The sequence below is a fragment of the Pseudomonas sp. RC10 genome (assembly GCF_038397775.1).
GTDB lineage: Bacteria > Pseudomonadota > Gammaproteobacteria > Pseudomonadales > Pseudomonadaceae > Aquipseudomonas > Aquipseudomonas bambusae.
The window spans coordinates 2,621,318-2,640,557 of sequence record NZ_CP151650.1 but is presented as its reverse complement, the minus strand read 5'-3'; the positions used below and the strand labels follow the sequence as shown (position 1 = coordinate 2,640,557).

15 protein-coding genes are annotated in these 19,240 nt (G+C 61.7%); 9 read left to right on the top strand and 6 right to left on the bottom strand.

Annotation, left to right across the window (positions count from 1 at the left end; translation table 11 throughout):
* Positions 1–56: 56 nt before the first annotated feature.
* Positions 57–686 carry a TetR/AcrR family transcriptional regulator gene (locus AAEO81_RS12285; RefSeq protein WP_341963876.1) on the top strand — a complete coding sequence of 210 codons (630 nt, stop codon included), beginning with the start codon at positions 57–59 and terminating at the stop codon, positions 684–686.
* Here AAEO81_RS12285 and AAEO81_RS12280 read toward each other — a convergent pair.
* Entirely contained in the window at positions 683–1,360 is a 678-nt protein-coding gene (locus AAEO81_RS12280) for a DJ-1/PfpI family protein (protein ID WP_341963875.1), read from the bottom strand. The two genes, AAEO81_RS12285 and AAEO81_RS12280, sit on opposite strands and share 4 nt — an antisense overlap.
* A gap of 110 nt (positions 1,361–1,470) precedes the next feature.
* Between AAEO81_RS12280 and AAEO81_RS12275 the strand changes: the two genes are divergently transcribed.
* From AAEO81_RS12275 to AAEO81_RS12260, 4 genes are all read left to right on the top strand, one after another.
* Positions 1,471–2,451, top strand: coding sequence for a helix-turn-helix domain-containing protein (locus tag AAEO81_RS12275; protein WP_341963874.1), 981 nt, complete (start codon positions 1,471–1,473; stop codon positions 2,449–2,451).
* A gap of 385 nt (positions 2,452–2,836) precedes the next feature.
* A complete protein-coding gene (locus tag AAEO81_RS12270) occupies positions 2,837–4,186 on the top strand; it encodes a gluconate:H+ symporter (protein ID WP_341963873.1) in 1,350 nt (449 codons plus the stop codon).
* A complete protein-coding gene (locus tag AAEO81_RS12265) occupies positions 4,187–5,047 on the top strand; it encodes a MurR/RpiR family transcriptional regulator (RefSeq protein ID WP_341963872.1) in 861 nt (286 codons plus the stop codon). It begins immediately after the preceding gene.
* Between the two features lie 3 nt (positions 5,048–5,050).
* Entirely contained in the window at positions 5,051–6,508 is a 1,458-nt protein-coding gene (locus AAEO81_RS12260; protein ID WP_341963870.1) for a D-aminoacylase, read from the top strand.
* Between the two features lie 260 nt (positions 6,509–6,768).
* On the opposite strand, the gene fahA is transcribed toward AAEO81_RS12260, so the two are convergent.
* Both fahA and hmgA read right to left on the bottom strand, forming a co-directional pair.
* Complete coding sequence (gene fahA, locus AAEO81_RS12255; protein ID WP_341963869.1) at positions 6,769–8,067, bottom strand: fumarylacetoacetase; 1,299 nt, start codon at positions 8,065–8,067, stop codon at positions 6,769–6,771.
* A complete protein-coding gene (hmgA, locus tag AAEO81_RS12250) occupies positions 8,064–9,383 on the bottom strand; it encodes a homogentisate 1,2-dioxygenase (RefSeq protein WP_341963868.1) in 1,320 nt (439 codons plus the stop codon). The genes fahA and hmgA overlap by 4 nt, the downstream gene beginning before the upstream one ends.
* Before the next feature lie 107 nt (positions 9,384–9,490).
* Between hmgA and AAEO81_RS12245 the strand changes: the two genes are divergently transcribed.
* Positions 9,491–10,282, top strand: coding sequence for an IclR family transcriptional regulator (locus tag AAEO81_RS12245; RefSeq protein ID WP_341963867.1), 792 nt, complete (start codon positions 9,491–9,493; stop codon positions 10,280–10,282).
* Between the two features lie 201 nt (positions 10,283–10,483).
* Here AAEO81_RS12245 and hppD read toward each other — a convergent pair whose 3' ends face one another.
* Positions 10,484–11,560 carry a 4-hydroxyphenylpyruvate dioxygenase gene (gene hppD / locus AAEO81_RS12240; protein WP_341963866.1) on the bottom strand — a complete coding sequence of 359 codons (1,077 nt, stop codon included), beginning with the start codon at positions 11,558–11,560 and terminating at the stop codon, positions 10,484–10,486.
* Positions 11,561–11,702: 142 nt separating this feature from the next.
* Complete coding sequence (gene maiA / locus AAEO81_RS12235; RefSeq protein ID WP_341963865.1) at positions 11,703–12,335, bottom strand: maleylacetoacetate isomerase; 633 nt, start codon at positions 12,333–12,335, stop codon at positions 11,703–11,705.
* A 170-nt stretch (positions 12,336–12,505) separates the two neighbouring features.
* Here maiA and AAEO81_RS12230 point away from each other — a divergent pair, with 170 nt between their 5' ends.
* On the top strand, positions 12,506–15,475 hold the full coding sequence (locus AAEO81_RS12230; protein ID WP_341963864.1) for a C2H2-type zinc finger protein: 2,970 nt from the start codon (positions 12,506–12,508) through the stop codon (positions 15,473–15,475).
* Between the two features lie 6 nt (positions 15,476–15,481).
* Here the strand turns inward: AAEO81_RS12230 and glcC are convergent, their stop codons facing one another.
* Entirely contained in the window at positions 15,482–16,255 is a 774-nt protein-coding gene (gene glcC, locus AAEO81_RS12225) for a transcriptional regulator GlcC (RefSeq protein WP_341963863.1), read from the bottom strand.
* A gap of 388 nt (positions 16,256–16,643) precedes the next feature.
* Here glcC and glcD point away from each other — a divergent pair, with 388 nt between their 5' ends.
* Complete coding sequence (glcD, locus tag AAEO81_RS12220; protein ID WP_341963862.1) at positions 16,644–18,143, top strand: glycolate oxidase subunit GlcD; 1,500 nt, start codon at positions 16,644–16,646, stop codon at positions 18,141–18,143.
* Positions 18,143–19,240 (top strand): glycolate oxidase subunit GlcE, encoded by a 1,098-nt coding sequence (gene glcE / locus AAEO81_RS12215; protein WP_341963861.1) that lies wholly within the window; start codon positions 18,143–18,145, stop codon positions 19,238–19,240. The genes glcD and glcE overlap by 1 nt, the downstream gene beginning before the upstream one ends.

The window sequence follows — 19,240 nt, the reverse complement described above, 5'->3', positions numbered from 1 at the left end:
CGGTGTAATTTTCTCGCTGGCGATCATTCCCAGCCTCACCTTCCAGAAGCGATGCCATGACTGCGCCCGAACGACTGACCGACCGAAAACGTGAATCCATCGTGCAGGCAGCCATTGCCGAATTTCGCGACAACGGTTTCGAGGTCACCAGCATGGACCGCATCGCCGCTCGGGCTGAGGTCTCCAAGCGCACTGTCTACAACCATTTCCCGAGCAAGGAAGAGCTGTTCTCGGAAATGCTCCATCGCTTATGGGCACGGGCCACGGCACAGCCCGAGGCCATCTATCGGCCCGGCGTGGCCTTGCGCGATCAACTGCGCGACTTGCTCGACGCCAAAATGAAAACCCTGGCTGACAGCAACTTCCTCGACCTCGCGCGCGTCGCCATCAGCGCCACCATTCACTCCCCCGAACGCGCCCAAGCATGGGTCAACCGCCTCAACGAACGCGAAGAGACGTTTACCGTCTGGGTGCGAGGCGCCCAGCAGGACGGCCGTTTGAAAGCCGTCGAGCCGGGGTTCGCTGCGTCGCAGATTCACGCGTTGCTCAAGGCGTTCGCGTTCTGGCCGCAGGTCACCCTCAACGAACCGATCCTGACGCCCGAAAAACAGGCGTCCGTGGTGGAGTCGGCGCTGGACCTCTTCCTCTGTTGGTACGAAATACCGTTGCAGGCCCGAACCGCTTAGCGGTTGGCCGCCACGCGCTCTACGATCTGCCGACGCGCTTCCAGCCCAGCGGCCGCACGCTGCTGGGCGAGGGCAAGGATGTGAGCGGGCGCGGTGTCCGGACGGCCTGAATCGAACGGCGGCGCGGGCGCGTATTCGATTTGCAGCTGAGCGGCCTGCGCGGTGTCTGCATCGAAGAGTTCGCTGATCAGGGTCAGAGCGAAATCGATCCCCGCCGTTACGCCGCCACCGGTCATCAGGTTGCCATCCCGAACGACACGTTCATGAACCGGAATCGCCCCGAATTTCTCCAGCAAACCGTGAGACGCCCAGTGCGTGGTCGCGCGCTTGCCTTCCAGCAACCCTGCTGCACCCAGCACCAGCGCGCCGGTGCAGACGGACGTCACGTATTGCGCGTTTGCTGCCTGACGCTGGATGAACGCCAAGGACTCGGCGTCTTCCAGCAGCGCATCGATGCCGACACCGCCAGGCACGCAGATGACGTCAAGGTCCGGGCAGTTTTCATAAGTCTGGGTCGGAATCAACCCGAGGCCGGTGCTCGACAGCAACGGATCGAGGTTTTTCCAGACCAGGTGCACTGTGACGCCCGGCAGGCTGGCGAACACGTCATAAGGACCGGTGAGGTCGAGTTGTTGAACCTTGGGAAAGACCAGCAGGCCGATGTGCAGGGTCATGAGGGTGCTCCTGATTGAGTGAAGTGGACGAATTCACTGTAGCGAGATAGGCTCTGGCGGATACGCCATTAAGCCCACATTTTCCGCCAACCCTTCAGTCGAGTCCGGCCATGACCCACGCCCTCAGAGCCATCCATATCCTGGCCTTCCCCAATGTGCAGTTGCTTGATGTGACCGGTCCGTTGCAGGTCTTCGCCTCGGCCAACGAACACGCAGTGGAACAAGGCTTCGAAACCCCGTACGCCCCTGCCGTCATCGCCAGACAAGAAGGCAGCGTCGTGTCCTGGGCGGGCTTGGGTCTGCACACGCAACCCCTGCCGGAAACGCCCTCGGACACTTTGATCATTGCAGGTGGTCGAGGGGTTCACACCGCGTTGAAGGATCAGACGCTGGTGCAATGGGTGCGTGATCAGGCGGCAGGTGCGCGGCGGGTAGCGTCGGTCTGCACTGGCGCCTTTTTGCTGGCGGAAGCGGGGTTGCTGGACGGGCATCGCGTGGTGACCCATTGGGACAGTTGCGACCAACTGGCCGTCGGCTACCCGGCCTTGCAGGTCGACCCCGAGCCAATCTTCATCAACGAAGACGCGCTGTGGACCTCGGCTGGCGTGACGGCGGGCATCGACCTGGCACTGGCGATGGTTGAAGCCGACCTCGGACGCCCGGTGGCACTGGCCGTGGCGCGGGACCTGGTGGTGTTTCTCAAACGGCCAGGGGGACAATCGCAGTTCAGCACCGCGCTGTCGATGCAGCACGCCACGCGCAGTCAGGACAGCCGCTTTGGCGATTTGCACGCCTGGATGCTCGACAACCTCGCGAGCGACCTTTCCGTCGCCACCCTCGCCGCCCAAGTGGGCATGAGTGAACGCAGCTTCGTCCGCCATTACCGCGCCCACACCGGCAACACCCCAGCCCGCGCCATCGAACAGTTGCGGGTCGAAGCGGCACGCCGGTTGTTGGGAGACAGCGCCTTGCCGATCAAACGCATCGCCGACCGTTGCGGTTTCGGCACCGAAGAAACCCTGCGCCGCAGCTTCATGCGCGCGGTGGCGGTGACCCCGCAGGCGTATCGGGAGCGGTTTAGTGCAGGGTGAATGTCGCCAATCCCAAGGACGAGCGTAATCCCCCTGTAGGAGCGAATTCATTCGCGAGGCAATGGTGCATCCGAAGAAGACGTGTTGGATGCACCACCGATCGCGAATGAATTCGCTCCTACAGACGATTGACCGTGCGACGTCGAAAAGAAATTAACTTTCATAAATTGATATTTTTACCCGTTTTCGTGTAATTTAATTTTCATCACGAACTCAGAGATAAAAATAATGCCTGCCTGTGATCGTCGTTTTTCGACCCCTGATGCACCTCGCTCCCCTTTCGCGACACCCACTGCCGAGACCGTTTTCATCGCTGAGCCCCGTTCGGACTGACCTCCGCCGTGCTTTCGCCTGACTGACCCTTTTCTCTGCAAGGAACCGTTGCATGCCTCCGTCTACCGGCCTGTCCCTGTTGATCTACGCCGCCATCGCGATCATTGCCCTGATCGTGCTGATCGCCCGTTTTCGCCTCAACCCTTTTGTCGTCATCACCCTGGTGTCGGTGGGCCTGGCGCTGGTCGCCGGGATGCCCGCGACATCGGTGGTCGCCTCCTATGAGGGCGGGGTCGGCAAGACCTTGGGCCACATCGCATTGGTGGTGGCGCTGGGCACCATGCTTGGCAAGATGATGGCCGAGTCCGGGGGCGCCGAGCGGGTGGCGCGGACGCTGATCGACCGCTTTGGCGAGCGCAATGCCCATTGGGCCATGGTCTGCATCGCCTTTCTGGTAGGGCTGCCGCTGTTCTTCGAAGTGGGCTTTGTGCTGTTGGTGCCGATTGCCTTCACCGTGGCGCGCCGGGTCGGGGTGTCGATTCTGATGGTCGGCCTGCCGATGGTCGCGGGCCTGTCGGTGGTCCATGCACTGGTGCCGCCTCACCCCGCCGCGATGCTGGCAGTCCAGGCCTATCAGGCGTCGGTGGGCCAGACCCTGTTCTACGCGATCCTGGTCGGCATCCCGACGGCAATCATTGCCGGGCCGGTGTACGCAAAATTCATCGCACCGCGCATTCACCTGCCGGACGAAAATCCGCTGGCCAAACAGTTCCTCGACCGCGAACCGCGCAAACAATTGCCCGGTTTCGCGATCACCATGGCGACCATTCTGCTGCCGGTACTGCTGATGTTGCTGGGGGGCTGGGCCAACCTGCTGTCGACGCCGGGCAGCGCCTTCAACAGCTTTCTCTTGTTCGTCGGCAACTCGGTGATCGCCCTGCTGCTGGCGACCTTGCTCAGTTTCTGGACCTTGGGGATTGCTCAGGGCTTCAGCCGCGATTCGATCCTCAAGTTCACTCAGGAATGTCTGGCGCCGACGGCGAGCATTACACTGTTGGTCGGCGCCGGTGGCGGCCTGAACCGGATTCTGGTGGACAGCGGCGTGACCAACGAAATCGTCGGGCTGGCCCAGGATTTTCACCTCTCCCCACTGCTCATGGGCTGGCTGTTCGCTGCGTTGATGCGCATCGCGACCGGCTCGGCCACCGTGGCCATGACCACCGCGTCGGGCATCGTTGCACCCGTGGCCATGGGCCTGGGTTATCCGCACCCGGAGTTGCTGGTGCTGGCGACGGGCGCGGGTTCGGTGATCTTTTCCCACGTCAACGACGGCGGGTTCTGGCTGATCAAGGAGTATTTCAACATGACCGTGGCACAGACCTTCAAGACCTGGACGGTGTTGGAAACGCTGATTTCAGTGATCGCGTTCGTCCTCACCCTCGGCCTGGCACAGGTGCTCTGAGTGGACATTCTTTATCAAATCCGCGCCCGGCAGGATTCGTTCAGCGCCGGTGAAGGCCGCATTGCCAGGCTGATTCTGAGCGATGTCGCTTTCTCGGCCAGCGCCAGCCTCGACGAGTTGGCCGCCCGTGCCGAAGTCAGCAGCGCCACGCTGTCGCGCTTCGCCCGCTCGGTGGGCTGCAAGGACCTGCGCGATCTGCGCTTGCAACTGGCCCAGGCCAGCGGCGTCGGCAGCCGTTTTCTCAAGCCGGAACAGGCGCCCGAGCAGTCGGCGTTTTTCAGCCAGATCGTTGGCGACATCGAATCGACCCTGCGCCAGCACCTCGCCGGGTTCGACGATGCCCGTTTCAAGGCCGCCGTCGCCCTGCTCACCCCCGCCCGCATGATTCACAGCTTCGGCATGGGCGGCTGTTCGAGCCTGTGCAGCGAGGAATTGCAGACCCGGCTGGTCCGTCTCGGCTACCCCATCGCCGCCTGCCGCGACCCGGTGATGATGCGCCTGATCGCCGCCACCCTAGGTCCCGACCACAGCCTCATCGTCTGCTCCTTGAGTGGGCTGACCCCGGAGCTGCTGGACGCCGTGACCCTGGCCCGCAGCTACGGCGCGAAGATTCTGGCAATCACCCTCCCCGGCTCGCCACTGGCGGCGTTGGCAGACGTGCTGCTACCGCTGCAAATCGCCGAAACCAATTTCATCTACAAACCCACGGCCGCGCGCTACGGCATGCTGCTGACCCTCGACGTGCTCGCTACGGAGCTGGCGCTGATCGCCCCTGACGACAATCAGGAACGCCTGCGCCGCATCAAGCTGGCCCTCGATGATTACCGCGGCGGCGACGACGGCCTGCCGCTTGGAGACTGACCCATGCTTTACGACCTGATCATTCGCGACGCGCTGGTGATCGACGGCAGCGACACGCCGGGCTTACGCGCCGATGTGGCGGTGCATGACGGGCGCATTCAGCGCATCGGAGATTTGAGCGGCGTCTCGGCCCGAGAACACATCGACGCGGCCGGTCGGGTGCTGGCGCCAGGCTTCATCGATGTGCACACCCACGACGACACGGTGGTGATTCGTCAGCCAGACATGTTGCCGAAAATCACCCAGGGCGTGACCACGGTGATCGTCGGTAACTGCGGGATCAGCGCCTCGCCCGTGACGTTGGCGGGCGATCCCCCTGACCCGATGAACCTGCTGGGACCGGCGAAGGCATTTGCCTATCCGCGCTTTCGCGATTACCGCGATGCCGTGGACAAGGCCCGTCCGGCGGTCAATGTCGCTGCGCTGATCGGCCATACCGCCCTGCGCAGCAATCATCTGGACGACCTGTTCCGCACCGCCCGCCCGGCCGAGATCAGCGCCATGCGCGAGCAATTGCGTCAGAGCCTGGAAGACGGCGCGCTGGGAATGTCCACCGGCCTGGCCTACGCTTCTGCGTACTCGGCAGAAACCGAGGAGGTCAAACAACTGGCCGAAGAACTGACGGCGTTTGGTGCGGTGTACACCACCCATCTGCGCAGCGAGTTCGAGCCGGTGCTGGAAGCCATGGACGAAGCGTTCGACATTGGCCGTCACGCCAAATCGCCGGTGGTGATTTCGCACCTGAAATGCGCAGGCGCGGGGAATTGGGGGCGCAGTCCACAGTTGTTGGCGTCGCTGGAAAACGCCGCGCTGACCCACCCGGTCGGCTGCGATTGTTACCCCTACGCCGCGAGTTCATCGACGCTGGATTTGAAGCAAGTGACCGACGCGTTTCGGATCACCATCACCTGGTCAACGCCGCACCCGGATCAGAGTGGACGTGATTTGAAAGACATCGCGGCCGACTGGGGCCTGTCGCTGCTCGATGCCGCGCGCCAGCTACAACCGGCGGGCGCGGTGTACTACGGGATGGACGAGAACGATGTGCAGAACATCCTGAAACATCCGCTCTCGATGATCGGCTCCGATGGCCTGCCGGAAGATCCCTTCCCGCACCCCCGTCTGTGGGGCGCGTTCCCCCGGGTGTTGGGGCATTTCAGTCGCGACCTTGGGCTGTTCCCGCTGCACCGGGCGATCCACAAGATGACCGGACTGACCGCCACCCGCTTCGGCTTGCATGAACGCGGTTTCGTACGCGAGGGCTATTGGGCGGACCTGGTGCTGTTCAACCCGGACACCGTGCGTGACGTTGCCGATTTCAAAGAGCCGAAACGCGCCGCCGAAGGCATCGACGGGGTTTGGGTGAATGGACGATTGAGCTATGCCGATGGCAAACCGCAGGGTGAGCGGCAAGGCCGGTTCTTGCCCCGGAGCGGGTCGTTGGTGCCGGGGTTCATCTGACGCCTTCGTAGCAGCACGGCTTGCCGGCGGTGGCGGTGGCGGTGTGTCAGGCTTGACGCCTTCGCTGCCGTCGTAACCTCCGGCGTCTCCCACAGGATCGGCGAATTGCTGAAAAATCGTGCCTGGCGCTCCTACCGGTTCAGAGTCGATCGCACATTCTGCAAACGACATCAAACCTGTGGGAGACGCCGGAGGTTACGACGGCAGCGAAAGCGGCGGACCTGACACACACGCACAGTCCGACTCACCGCACCCGCTGGCTACCCGACAATCACCCCACGGCACTCGCCAAACCCGATGCTCACCTCGCCATCCCTGCGGCAGCGGGCCTTGAGAATCACCTCATCCCCCGCCTGCAGGAAGGTCCGCGTCTCGCCGCTGGGCAACTCGACCGCGTGCTTGCCCCCTTCGGTCATCTCAAGCAGGCTGCCAAACTGCCCCGCGTTCGGCCCCGACAGCGTGCCGGTGCCGAACAGGTCGCCCGGCTGCAACTGACAACCGTTGACGCTGTGGTGCGTGACCATTTGGGCGAAGGTCCAGTACATGTTCAGGGTGTTGCTCAGCGCGAGACGATGAGGCGCAAGGCCCTGCTCCTTCATCTGCGCGGTGAGCAGCAACACTTCCAGTTCCATATCCAGCGCGCCCTGCTGTTGGTCCTGCTCATTGAACAGATAATCCAGCGGCTTCGGATCACCTTCGGGCCGCTTGGGCTGCGCGGTGCGGAACGGAGCCAGTGCCTCGGCCGTCACCACCCACGGGGAGATCGTGGTGCTGAAGCTCTTGGAAAGAAACGGTCCGAGTGGCTGGTACTCCCAGGCTTGCAAGTCCCGAGCGGACCAGTCGTTGAGCAGGCAGAAACCGGCAATGTGATCACCGGCGTCGGCAATGCCAATCGGCTCGCCGGCCTCATTGCCCGGCCCCATCCACACGCCAAGCTCCAGTTCGTAGTCCAGGCGTTTGCTCGGCCCGAAGGTCGGTGCCTCAGCGCCAGGCGCGAGGGTCTGGCCGTTGGGGCGTTTGACCGGCGTGCCCGACACACGGAGCGTCGAGGCGCGACCATGGTAGGCAATCGGCACGTACTTGTAGTTCGGTAGCAGCGGGTTGTCCGGACGGAACAGCTTGCCGACGTTCATCGCGTGATGAATGCCGACGTAGAAATCGGTGTAATCCCCGACCTGTGCAGGCACGTACAACTGGCAGTCGCCCATGGGCACCAGCAATGTCTCACCCAGCGCCTGCAAGCGCTCACGGTGCGGGCTGTTTTCTTCCAGCAGCCCCTGCAACTCGCGACGCAGCGCCTGGCGGGGCGCGGCCCCCAGCGCAAAAAAGGCATTCAGCTGACCGCGGCTGGCCGCCTCGGCGGCTTCCCGGGCCGCGCCGCTGAACAGATCTGCATCGAAGGCGACACGCAAATCAACAATGCATTCACCAATGGCCACGCCACCGCGCCGGTTGCCGTCCGCACGACTGAAGACACCAAATGGCAGGTTCTGCAGCGGGAAATCAGGGTGGTCGTTGGCAGAGGTCACCCAACTGCGCGAAGGATGGGAAGTGCTCATCGTTGGCCGTCCGTATCGAAAGGTTTGAAGGTTCTGGCGATGCCGCTCCAGCAGGCATCGTAGTCGCTTTGCAATTGCGGGCACTCCAGCGCGTGGCGGCTGGGGCGCAAAGGTTTGCCGGTCTCGAACATGAAAGCCATGGTCTGCTCGATCTTGTGCGGTTTGAGGTCGGCCGCCATGGCTTTTTCAGCAGTGGCGTTGTCCGGACCGTGGGCGCTCATGCAGTTGTGCAGCGACACACCGCCGGGCATGAAGCCTTCGGCTTTGGCGTCGTAGGCGCCGTCGATCAGGCCCATGAATTCGTTCATCAGGTTGCGATGGAACCACGGTGGCCGGAAGGTGTTCTCCGCCACCATCCAGCGCGGCGGGAAGATCACGAAATCGACGTTGGCCTGTCCGTGGGTCGGAGCGGGCGAGGTCAACACTGTGAAAATCGACGGGTCCGGGTGGTCGTAGCTGACGGTGCCGATGGTATTGAACAGCCGCAGGTCATACTTGTACGGCACATTGTTGCCATGCCACGCCACCACGTCGAACGGCGTGTGCTCAAGGGTGGTTTCCCACAGTTCGCCGAGGAACTTCTGCACCAGCACGGCGGGTTGCGCGCTGTTCTCAAAATGCGCGACAGGCGCCAGGAAATCCCGAGGGTTGGCCAGGCCATTGCTGCCAATCGGCCCAAGGTCCGGCAAGCGCAGCGGGCTGCCGTGGTTCTCGCAGAGGTAGCCCCTCGCCTGCCCGTCGAGCAAGTGCACGCTGAATTTAAGCCCGCGCGGGATGACGGCAATTTCCTGCGGCGCGATGTCCAGCAGCCCCAGCTCGGTGATCAGGCGCAAACGGCCCTGTTGCGGGACGATCAACCATTCGCCGTCAGCGTTGAAGAACGCCCGCTCCATGGACTGATTGGCGGTGTAGATGTAAACGCTGACGCCTTCGGCCTGGTCCGCCGCCGAGGTGCTGGCCAACACAACCAGGCCGTCGATGAAATCGGTCGGTGCGGTGGGCATGTCGAAGGCGTTCCAGCGCAGGCGGTTCGGGGTGATCGGGCCTTGCTGCCCACCACCGGTGATCTGCCGTTCAAGACGCTCGAAACGCGGGTGCGCGGCGGACGGCGCAATGCGGTACAGCCAGGTGCGACGGGCCTCGGCGCGGGAAACGGTGAAGGCCGTGCCCGAAAATTGCTCGGCGTAGAGCCCGAGAGGATGGCGCTGCGGGGAGTTCTGGCCCACCGGCAATCCGCCAGGCACCGCCTCGCTGCTGAATTGATTGCCGAATCCGGACTGGTAGCTCAACGCCTCGAATGCAGGTGGGGTGAACATCTCGACCTCATATTTTTGTTTTACGTAACCAGATTACGCATAACGTAATTTGAGTTTGCGGAACGGTCAAGCTATAAGACAGCACTTTCAGACCGGCGCCTTGACCCATGACAGACGATTCCGCATCCCCTGCAATCCCGCGCCAACAGAAGGTGCAGTCCGCCGAAGTGGGCGTCGGCATTCTCAAGGCACTCGCCGAACTGGCTCCCGCCACGTCGCTGTCGAAGCTCGCGGAACACGTCGCCATGCCCGCCAGCAAGGTCCATCGCTATTTACAGGCCCTGGTGGACAGTGGGTTCGCCGAGCAGGACCCGGTCACCAACCATTACCGCCTCGGACGCTCGGCGTTGCAGGTGGGGCTGGCGGCGCTAAGCCAGCTGGACGTGCTGAAAACCAGCGCCCCGGCGTTGATCGAATTGCGCGACGAGCTCAACGAGACCTGCTTTCTGGCGGTGTGGGGCAACAAGGGGCCGACCGTGGTGTACGTCGAGCAATCCTTGGGCGCGGTGACGCTGGTGACCAAGATCGGCTCGGTGCTGCCCCTGCTCAGTTCGTCCACGGGGTTGGTGTTCGATGCGTTTCTCTCGACGGCCGAAACCGCTGCCCTGCGTGAAGCCGAATCGGCCAGCCTCAACGCGAAGCAGCTCAAGGAGATCGACCGCCACCTCAAGGAAATCCGCAGCACCGGCGTGCACCAGATTCACGGGCTGTTGATGGAAGGGGTCAATGCGGTGTCGTCCCCCGTGTTCAGCATGGGCAACAAACTGGCGGGCGTGATCACGGTGGTGGGCTCGGCGTCGGTGTTCACGGATCAACGCCAGACGGCGGCTGCGGGGAAATTGCGGCAGACGGCGCAGATCATCAGCGAGCGGATGGGCGGGGAAATGCCGAAAGGCTAAGCCCCGGGATTCACGCCAGACACAAATCCTGTGGGAGCGAATTCATTCGCGAAACGGTGTTCCTGACGACACATTTTCAGGGTCCGCACGGGCTATTCGCGAATGAATTCGCTCCCACAGTTGATGCCGCGTCTGGCACTGAATGTTGCGGCGCCTCCGACAGTTGAAATGGCATCAACAATCAATTTCAACCGCTGACTCTCAATCCGCCGTCAGCACCCCACGGCGCAGTTGATCGCGCTCGATGGATTCGAACAACGCCTTGAAGTTGCCCTCGCCGAAGCCGTCGTCACCCTTGCGCTGGATGAATTCGAAGAACACCGGCCCCATCAGGGTTTCCGAGAATATCTGCAACAGAAGACGCTGATTGCCACCTTCCGACGTGCCGTCGAGCAAAATCCCACGGGTCTTCAGCTCGTGTTCCGGCTCGCCATGACCCGGCAGGCGCCCTTCGAGCATTTCGTAATACGTCTCCGGTGGCGCGGTCATGAAGCGCATGCCCAAGCCTTTCAAGCGGTCCCAGGTGTCGATCAGGTCTTCGGTGAAGAAAGCGACGTGCTGAATCCCTTCGCCGTTGAACTGCATCAGGAACTCTTCGATCTGCCCCGCGCCCTTCGACGACTCCTCATTGAGGGGGATGCGGATCATGCCGTCAGGCGCTGTCATTGCTTTCGAGGTCAGGCCGGTGTATTCGCCCTTGATATCGAAATAGCGGATTTCACGGAAGTTGAACAGCTTTTCATAGAAGTTCGCCCAATATGCCATCCGGCCGCGATAGACGTTGTGGGTCAGGTGATCGATGAATTGCAGCCCCGCCCCTTCCGGATGACGGTCGACGCCGTCGATAAACACGAAGTCGATGTCGTAGATGGACGTACCCTCGCCAAAACGGTCGATCAGGTACAGCGGCGCACCGCCAATGCCTTTGATCGCGGGCAGACGCAGCTCCATCGGGCCGGTGCCGATTTCAATCGGTTGAGCGCCGAGTTCCAGTGCACGTTTGTAGGCCTGTTGCGAATCCTTGACCCGGAACGCCATGCCGCACACGGAAGGACCGTGCTCGGCTGCGAAGTAGGACGCTTCGCTATGAGGCTCGTTATTGAGGATGATGTTGATCGCGCCTTGGCGGTAAAGCGCCACGTTCTTGGAACGGTGGTTGGCGACTTTGGTGAAGCCCATCATCTGGAACACGGGTTCGAGGGTGTTGGGGGTTGGCGAGGCGAATTCAATGAATTCGAAGCCCATCAGGCCCATCGGGTTTTCGTAGAGATCAGTCACGGTCTTGCTCCTGCTAAAAAGTGAAATGCACAGCGGCGAGGATCACTGTTCAGCAGGTGGCGCGCAGGGAATGCCCCGAACGCTGCGGGCGAGGAAGTCGCCGAAGATCAATTGCAGACCGAAGATTTTCATGTAGGAAAGGTTACTCCGGCTTGTCGGATTGCGCATCAGGATGCGCTTTTTGGAAGGCCGGGTGCGGCAGCGCCAACGCTTCGACCCGGCAAATACGCGGGAACGCCGCCAGATCGACATTGAACCGGCGCGCGGCATACAGCTGCGGCAGCAAATAGGCATCGGCCAGACCGACGGCCCCGAAGCAGAACCCCTCGTCGCCGATCAGCGCCTCGACGGCCTTGAAGCCTTCTGTGATCCAGTGGCCGATCCAGGCGTTCACATCGCTTTCGTCATGGCCCAGGCCACGCAGGCGATTCAGGACAGCGACATTGTGCAACGGGTGAATGTCGCAACCGATCAGCGCCGCGACTTCACGATGCCGGGCACGCTGGAAAAGGTCTTCGGGCAGCAACGCAGGATGCGGGAAGGACTCTTCGAGGTATTCGATGATAGCGGGCGACTGAATGATCACCTCGCCCTCTTCCAGACGCAGCGCCGGCACGCGGCCCTGAGGATTGACCGCCAGATAATCAGCCTTGCGATGCTCGCCGCCGTCTCGGATCAGGTTGACGGGAATGGCGTTGACCTCAAGCCCTTTCAGCGCCAGCGCAATGCGCACGCGGTAGCTGGAGGTCGAGCGGTAGTAGGTGTAGAGATCCACGGGCAGGCCCTGCTTTTTGTTATTTTCGTAAACGGTTTACGCTGTGCGTAAGTTGACGCACCCAGTGCGCGGTGTCAAGAAAGCCCATCCGTCAGATACGTCCTACGCGTTCTGCTGCATTCGGACTGCCGGGGCTAGAGTAAAACGTACACCTAGCAAGGATTGCTGCCGTGTCTTCTGCCCTTCATGCCCATACCCCAACCCTGACGGCGCTGGAGCCACGCGGGCTCACGGTGCGCTCGGTTCGCTGGTATCGGGCCGAGAGCGAAGTCGAGGCTGAAGCACAGGTTTCGCAATCACGGCTCGATGCGTGGGGTCGGGTGGTCGAACAGCGGGATGCGCGGCTGTTTGCTTCTGCCGCTGCTCGGCCCAGAGTGTGTAAAAACGTCATGAGCGATGATGAGGCAAGGCAAAAACAGGCGAAAAAGCGGAGTCTAGGTGTTCTAAATGAGCATTTTTCGCCTGTTTTTAACGCAGCATCATCGAGCGCAGTAGTTTTTACACAGTCTGGGCCGAACCTGGCGACGGTTCACAGCCTGTCTGGCAACACGTTGAAGTCCGATAGCGCGGATGCTGGCTGGCATGTCGCGCTGAACAACGAAGATGGCTCGACCGCTGAGCGTCGCGACAGCCGAGCCACTTACACGCGCTACGAGTACGACGTCCTGCGCAGAGTCATGGCAGTGTTTGAAGCGTCTGGGGGTGCAGGCGAACGGTGCGTTGAGCGCTTCATCTATGGCGACGACCAAGCCGATTCCTCCTACAACCTGCGTCGGCAGATGCTGCGCCATGACGATCCCGCAGGCACTCGTCATTTGCATGCGTATGACCTGAACGGCCTGCCGCAACTGGAACGGCAGCGTTTTCTCGAAAGCCTTGAGTTGCCCGACTGGCCTGCCGACAACGACGCTCGCGACGCGCTGCTGGAATCCGGCGACGGCTTCCTCAGCCGGTGGGAATATTCGCCTTGGGGTGAACAAGTGGGGATGACCGATGCGGCGGGGAATCACCACCAGCAACGGTTCGACGTTGCAGGCCGCTTGATGGTCAGCACGTTACAGCCCTCAGGGCAGGAAACCTCTGCCGCGCTCGTCGAGCAGATCCGCTACAACGTCTTCGATCAAGTGCAGTCACAAGTGGCAGGCAACGGCCTGATCACCGAAACCACGTACGATCCCGCCGATGGTCGACTGTCCCGCTCGCTGTGCAAACCTGCGAATGACGCCAAAGCCCTGCAGGATATTTCCTATTTTTACGACCCCTTGGGCAACGTCGTCCGTCATGAAGATCACAGCATCGAAAGCCGATACCACAGCAATCGCCGGATCGATCCCGTGTCGACATTCCGCTATGACAGCCTCTACCAACTGATCGAAGCCAGCGGTCGCGAACGCCTCGGCGCAGGTCGAGGCCCCGAGCTGCCGGGCGTGATCGACTTCTCCGGCAACGACGAATCGCTGATCGGCACCTACACCCGGCACTATCAGTACGACGCCGGCGGCAACCTGCTGCTGATGCAGCATCAGGGTCAGAATGGCCAGGCACACCGCTTGCGCATGGCGGTTTCTAACCTGTCCAACAAATCGATCCCCTGGCGAGAGGGGCTGAGCGACGAGCAGATCGAAAACACCTTCGACGCTAACGGCAACCTCAACCAATTGCAGCTCGGCCAAACCCTGCACTGGGACCTGCGCAATCAACTGGCCCAGGTCACCCTGATCGAACGCGAAAACAACCAAAGCGACGCCGAACGTTATATCTACGGCGGGGGAGGAAGGCGCCTGCGCAAATACGCCAATCGCCACGCCAGCGGCGTCATGCATCACGCGGAGACCCGCTATTTGCCAGGACTGGAACTGCACGAAGACAGCGCCACCGGCCAGCGTCGCCAAGTGGTGAACATCAATGCCGGGCGAGGAAAGATCAGGTGGATGCACTGGCTCAGCACGCCGCCCGCAGGCTTGCCGGAAAATTCGTTGTATTACGGCTTCGATAATCAGCTGGGCTCAGTCACGCTGGAGACCGACGAGCACGGTCAAGTGGCCAGCCGCGAGGAGTATTACCCCTTCGGTAGCACGGCGATGATCGCCAGTCGCAATGAAGTGGAAGTGTCGTTCAAGACCCTTCGCTACAGCGGTAAAGAGCGCGATGCGACAGGGCTTTATGACTACGGCTATCGGTATCTTGCGCCGTGGTTGTGTCGCTGGCTGAATCCCGATCCGGCGGGGAATATCGATGGGCTGAATCTGTACGGGTTTGTCGGGAATAATCCGGTGACGAGGGTGGATGGGGATGGGCGGATGTGGGAACCCGCAGACACGGGTGATCCACCTCGGCCCAGCCGTTCGCTATCGGTGGCGTCCTTCGATACTGAAATGTTCGGTTCGCCACTGCCGAGCCCGGCGTCAGTCGTTACTGAACTATTCAATTCCGCACCGCCAAGCCCGGCCTCGATCGTCATGGAAATGTTCGACTCACCACTAGCCAGCCCAGCGCCAGTGGCTACCACCCAAGAGGTCGATAGGTCATCTGGTAGTGACGATCAAGCATTCCGCAGACCAGCCATACCGGGGCCATCCGTGAGGGCGACAGGTAGCCAGTGGGGAGGTTGGACTGCGATACCCGGTCCTGCAGGAGCGTCGTACCGGGTCATCGACGCTTCACGCTCGGCAGTCCCCGGCCGTTCGGGCAACGGACAAACACGCAACAGGAAGTACGGATGCGAGAATTGCGAGAAGTCCTTCGCAACTCCAAGCCTTCTGCAACGTCATCTAAGGACTCATACCGGGGAAAAGCCTTATCGGTGCGAGGTTTGCGAAAAGTCCTTTTCTCTTCTATATCTCCTGCAGCGTCATCAACAGTCTCATACTGGCGAAAAACCTCATCGCTGCGACATCTGCGAACAGTCCTTCTCTCAATCAGCCCACCTGCTACGCCATCGACGGATCCACACCGGCGAAAGACAGCATGTTTGCGTTGATTGCAACAAGTCCTTCCACGATTCCAGCGCTTTAAAAACGCATCGAAGAAGACATACCGGCGAATTCCCCTATGTTTGCCCAGTCTGCGCCAAAGGTTATTCCACTAAAGCCAATCTGCATTACCACCAAGGACGCCACGATCATCAGGCTAGATCCTGACGCCCTTCAAACCCACCCCTCCAACCGCAACGTCGCTCTTACCAACCGCTGCTCCTCGTTTTCAATCTCGCGCAGGTTCTCGCAAATGCTCTGAATGTGCGCGACGGCGGCCTTGCGCGCCTGCTCCGGCAGCCTTCCTGTCACCGCGTTGTAAAGCCTGGCGTGATGCCGGTCGATCTGGCGTTTCTGCTCATGCCGGTGATACAGGTTGTTGACCGAGGCAAACACGGTATTGAGCAGCAAATCCGTCAGCGAACGGAGGGTCTGCACCAGCACCGGGTTGTGGGACGCTTCGCAGATGGCCAGGTGAAACGCGTGATCGAGCCGTGCGTGTTCGGGCGCAGGCAGTTCGTGATCGTGAGCGGCAACAAGGGCATCGTAGGCGCGGGTGATGAGGACAAAATCGGCGTCGGTCCCTCGCAGCGCCGCCAGCCGTGCGGACTCTCCTTCCAGCAGGCTGCGCACTTCGAACAGGTCGTACAGGGTGCGAGGCTGCGAGGCGAACAGGTGCATCATCGGGGAAGCCGCGGTGACGCCCAGGCCGCCCATTTGCGCAACGAACGAGCCTTGGCCGTGGCGGGTGTCGATAATGCCCCGGGCACGCAAGAGTTTGAGCCCTTCGCGTAGCGCCGTGCGGGACACGCCGAGCTTTTCAGTCAGACGACGTTCGGAGGGCAGCAATTGCCCGACCTTGAGCACACCGTCGACGATCAGCCGCTCAATGCGTTCGCTGACCACATCGGCGACTTGTTGCGGACGTTCGGGTTTGAAAGTGTCCATGAGTGGTGATGCCTTGCAAGAGGGTGAAAAGCGCGCATCCCTTGTAGGAGCCGGCTTGCTGGCGAAAGCGGCCTGGCTGCACCGGTTAAGGTGATTGATATAACTCATTCGCCAACAAGCGGGCTCCTACAGGTCTTTTCGCGTATCGACGGTGGTATGACCAGTGCCGATTGAGATCGGCCTTAAACCGAAGACTATGAACATGTGACTGATTTATCTGAGTTTTATAAAATCGCATTGTGCAAACGCCAAAAAAAACTGGTTCGACCAGTGCGTTCAGACATGGACAGTAAATCCCGCGCAGCCAATGATGCAAGTCAGCCGTAGAACGTTCCCACCGTGAACGGGCCTTAATCAATAAGAACAAAACAGGGTTGCGAACCCCACCATGAATATTCTGTACGACGAACGCGTCGACGGCGCGCTGCCTGCCATCGACAAGGCCCAGCTGCTACAGGCCCTGCAGACCCGCCTCCCGGATCTGGACATCCTCCACCGCGAGGAAGAACTGCGCCCCTACGAATGCGACGGCCTCTCCGCCTACCGCACCACGCCGATGCTGGTGGTGTTGCCCGAGCGGGTCGAGCAGGTGCAGACGCTGCTCAAGATCTGCCACGAACGCGGCGTACCGGTGGTCGCGCGTGGCGCGGGTACGGGGCTCTCAGGCGGCGCGCTGCCGCTGGAGAAAGGCGTGCTGCTGGTGATGGCACGCTTCAACAAGATTCTGCACATCGATCCCGCTGGCCGCTTCGCCCGTGTACAACCCGGCGTGCGCAACCTGGCGATTTCCCAGGCCGCAGCGCCCTACGACCTTTATTACGCCCCCGACCCGTCCTCGCAAATTGCCTGCTCCATTGGCGGCAATGTCGCGGAGAACGCCGGTGGTGTGCACTGCCTCAAATACGGCCTGACCGTGCACAACCTGCTTAAGGTCGACATCCTGACGGTCGAGGGCGAGCGCATGGTGTTGGGCTCCGATGCGCTGGACACCCCCGGTTTCGACCTGCTTGCGCTGTTCACCGGCTCCGAAGGCATGCTCGGCATCATCACCGAAGTCACCGTCAAGCTGCTGCCCAAACCGCAAGTGGCGCGGGTGCTGCTGGCAGCCTTCGATTCGGTGGAAAAAGCCGGGCGCGCCGTAGGCGACATCATCGCCGAGGGCATCATTCCTGGCGGGCTGGAAATGATGGACAACCTGGCGATTCGCGCCGCTGAAGACTTCATTCACGCCGGTTACCCGGTGGATGCCGAAGCGATTCTGCTGTGCGAACTCGACGGCGTTGAGGCCGATGTGCACGCCGATTGCGATCGCGTGCGGGCCGTTCTGGAAAGGGCCGGGGCCACGGAGGTGCGTCAGGCCAAAGACGAGGCCGAGCGCGTGCGCTTCTGGGCCGGTCGCAAGAACGCCTTCCCTGCCGTGGGTCGGTTGTCGCCGGATTACTACTGCATGGACGGCACCATCCCCCGTCGGGAACTGCCGGGCGTGTTGAAGGGCATTTCCGCGCTGTCCGAGGAATACGGCCTGCGGGTCGCCAATGTTTTCCACGCGGGCGACGGCAACATGCACCCGTTGATTCTGTTCGATGCCAACCAACCCGGCGAGCTGGACCGCGCCGAAGCCTTGGGCGGCAAGATTCTGGAGCTGTGCGTGAAGGTTGGCGGAAGCATCACCGGCGAGCACGGGGTGGGCCGCGAAAAGATCAATCAGATGTGCGCGCAATTCAACGGCGACGAACTGACCCTGTTTCACGCTGTGAAAGCCGCGTTCGACCCCGGCGGCATGCTCAACCCAGGCAAGAACATTCCGACCTTGCATCGTTGTGCCGAATTCGGCTCGATGCACGTGCACATGGGCAAGCTGCCCTTCCCTGAACTGGAGCGTTTCTGATGGGTGCCGAACGTCAATTGAACCTCAGCGCGTCGGACCGCGACGCCAGCGACGTGCTGCTGGAACAGGTCAATCAGGCCATTCAAGTGGGGCTGCCACTGCGCATTCAGGGCGCCAACAGCAAGGCGTTTCTCGGTCGCGAAGTGGCGGGTGAAGTGCTCGACACCCGCATTCATCGCGGCATCGTGACGTATGACCCGACTGAACTCGTGATCACCGCCCGCGCCGGAACCACGCTCAGTGAGTTGAATGCCGCGCTTGAGGCGGCGGGCCAGATGCTGCCGTGTGAGCCACCGACCTACAGCGACGGCGGCGTGACCGACGCGACGGTGGGCGGGATGATTGCAGCCGGGCTGTCGGGGCCGCGTCGGCCCTGGTCCGGTTCGGTGCGGGATTTCGTTCTCGGGACTCGCGTCATCACTGGCCTGGGCAAGCATCTGAAATTCGGCGGCGAAGTGATGAAAAACGTCGCGGGCTACGACTTGTCGCGCCTGATGGCGGGCAGTTTCGGCTGCCTTGGGGTGATCACCGAGGTTTCGCTGAAAGTCCTGCCCAAGCCTCGGCTGTGCACCAGCCTCGCGCTGGAAATGGACAGCGTTCACGCCCTCGCCCGCCTGGCAGAATGGGGTCAGCAACCGCTGCCGATCAGCGCGGCGTGCCATGACGGGCGCGTGCTGCGATTGCGTCTGGAAGGTGGTGAAGGCTCGGTGGCCGCCGCCCACGACCGTCTCGGTGGCGAGTCCATCGACCCTGCGTATTGGGGCGCGCTGAACGAACATCGGCTGGATTTCTTCACCGATGGCCGCCCCCTGTGGCGCCTGTCGTTGCCGACGAACACCGGGGTGCTGGACCTGCCAGGGGATCAACTGATCGACTGGGGCGGCGCGCAACGCTGGCTGAAAAGCGACGCCGCGGGCAGCGAAATCCGCGCCCTCGTTACCGCCGTCGGCGGCCACGCCACCTGTTACAGCCACGGTCTGGACGACAGCCCGTTTCAGCCGTTGGCGGAGCCACTTTTGCGCTATCACCGCCAGCTCAAAGCGCAACTCGATCCGCACGGAATCTTCAATCCGGGCCGAATGTACGCGGAGATCTGA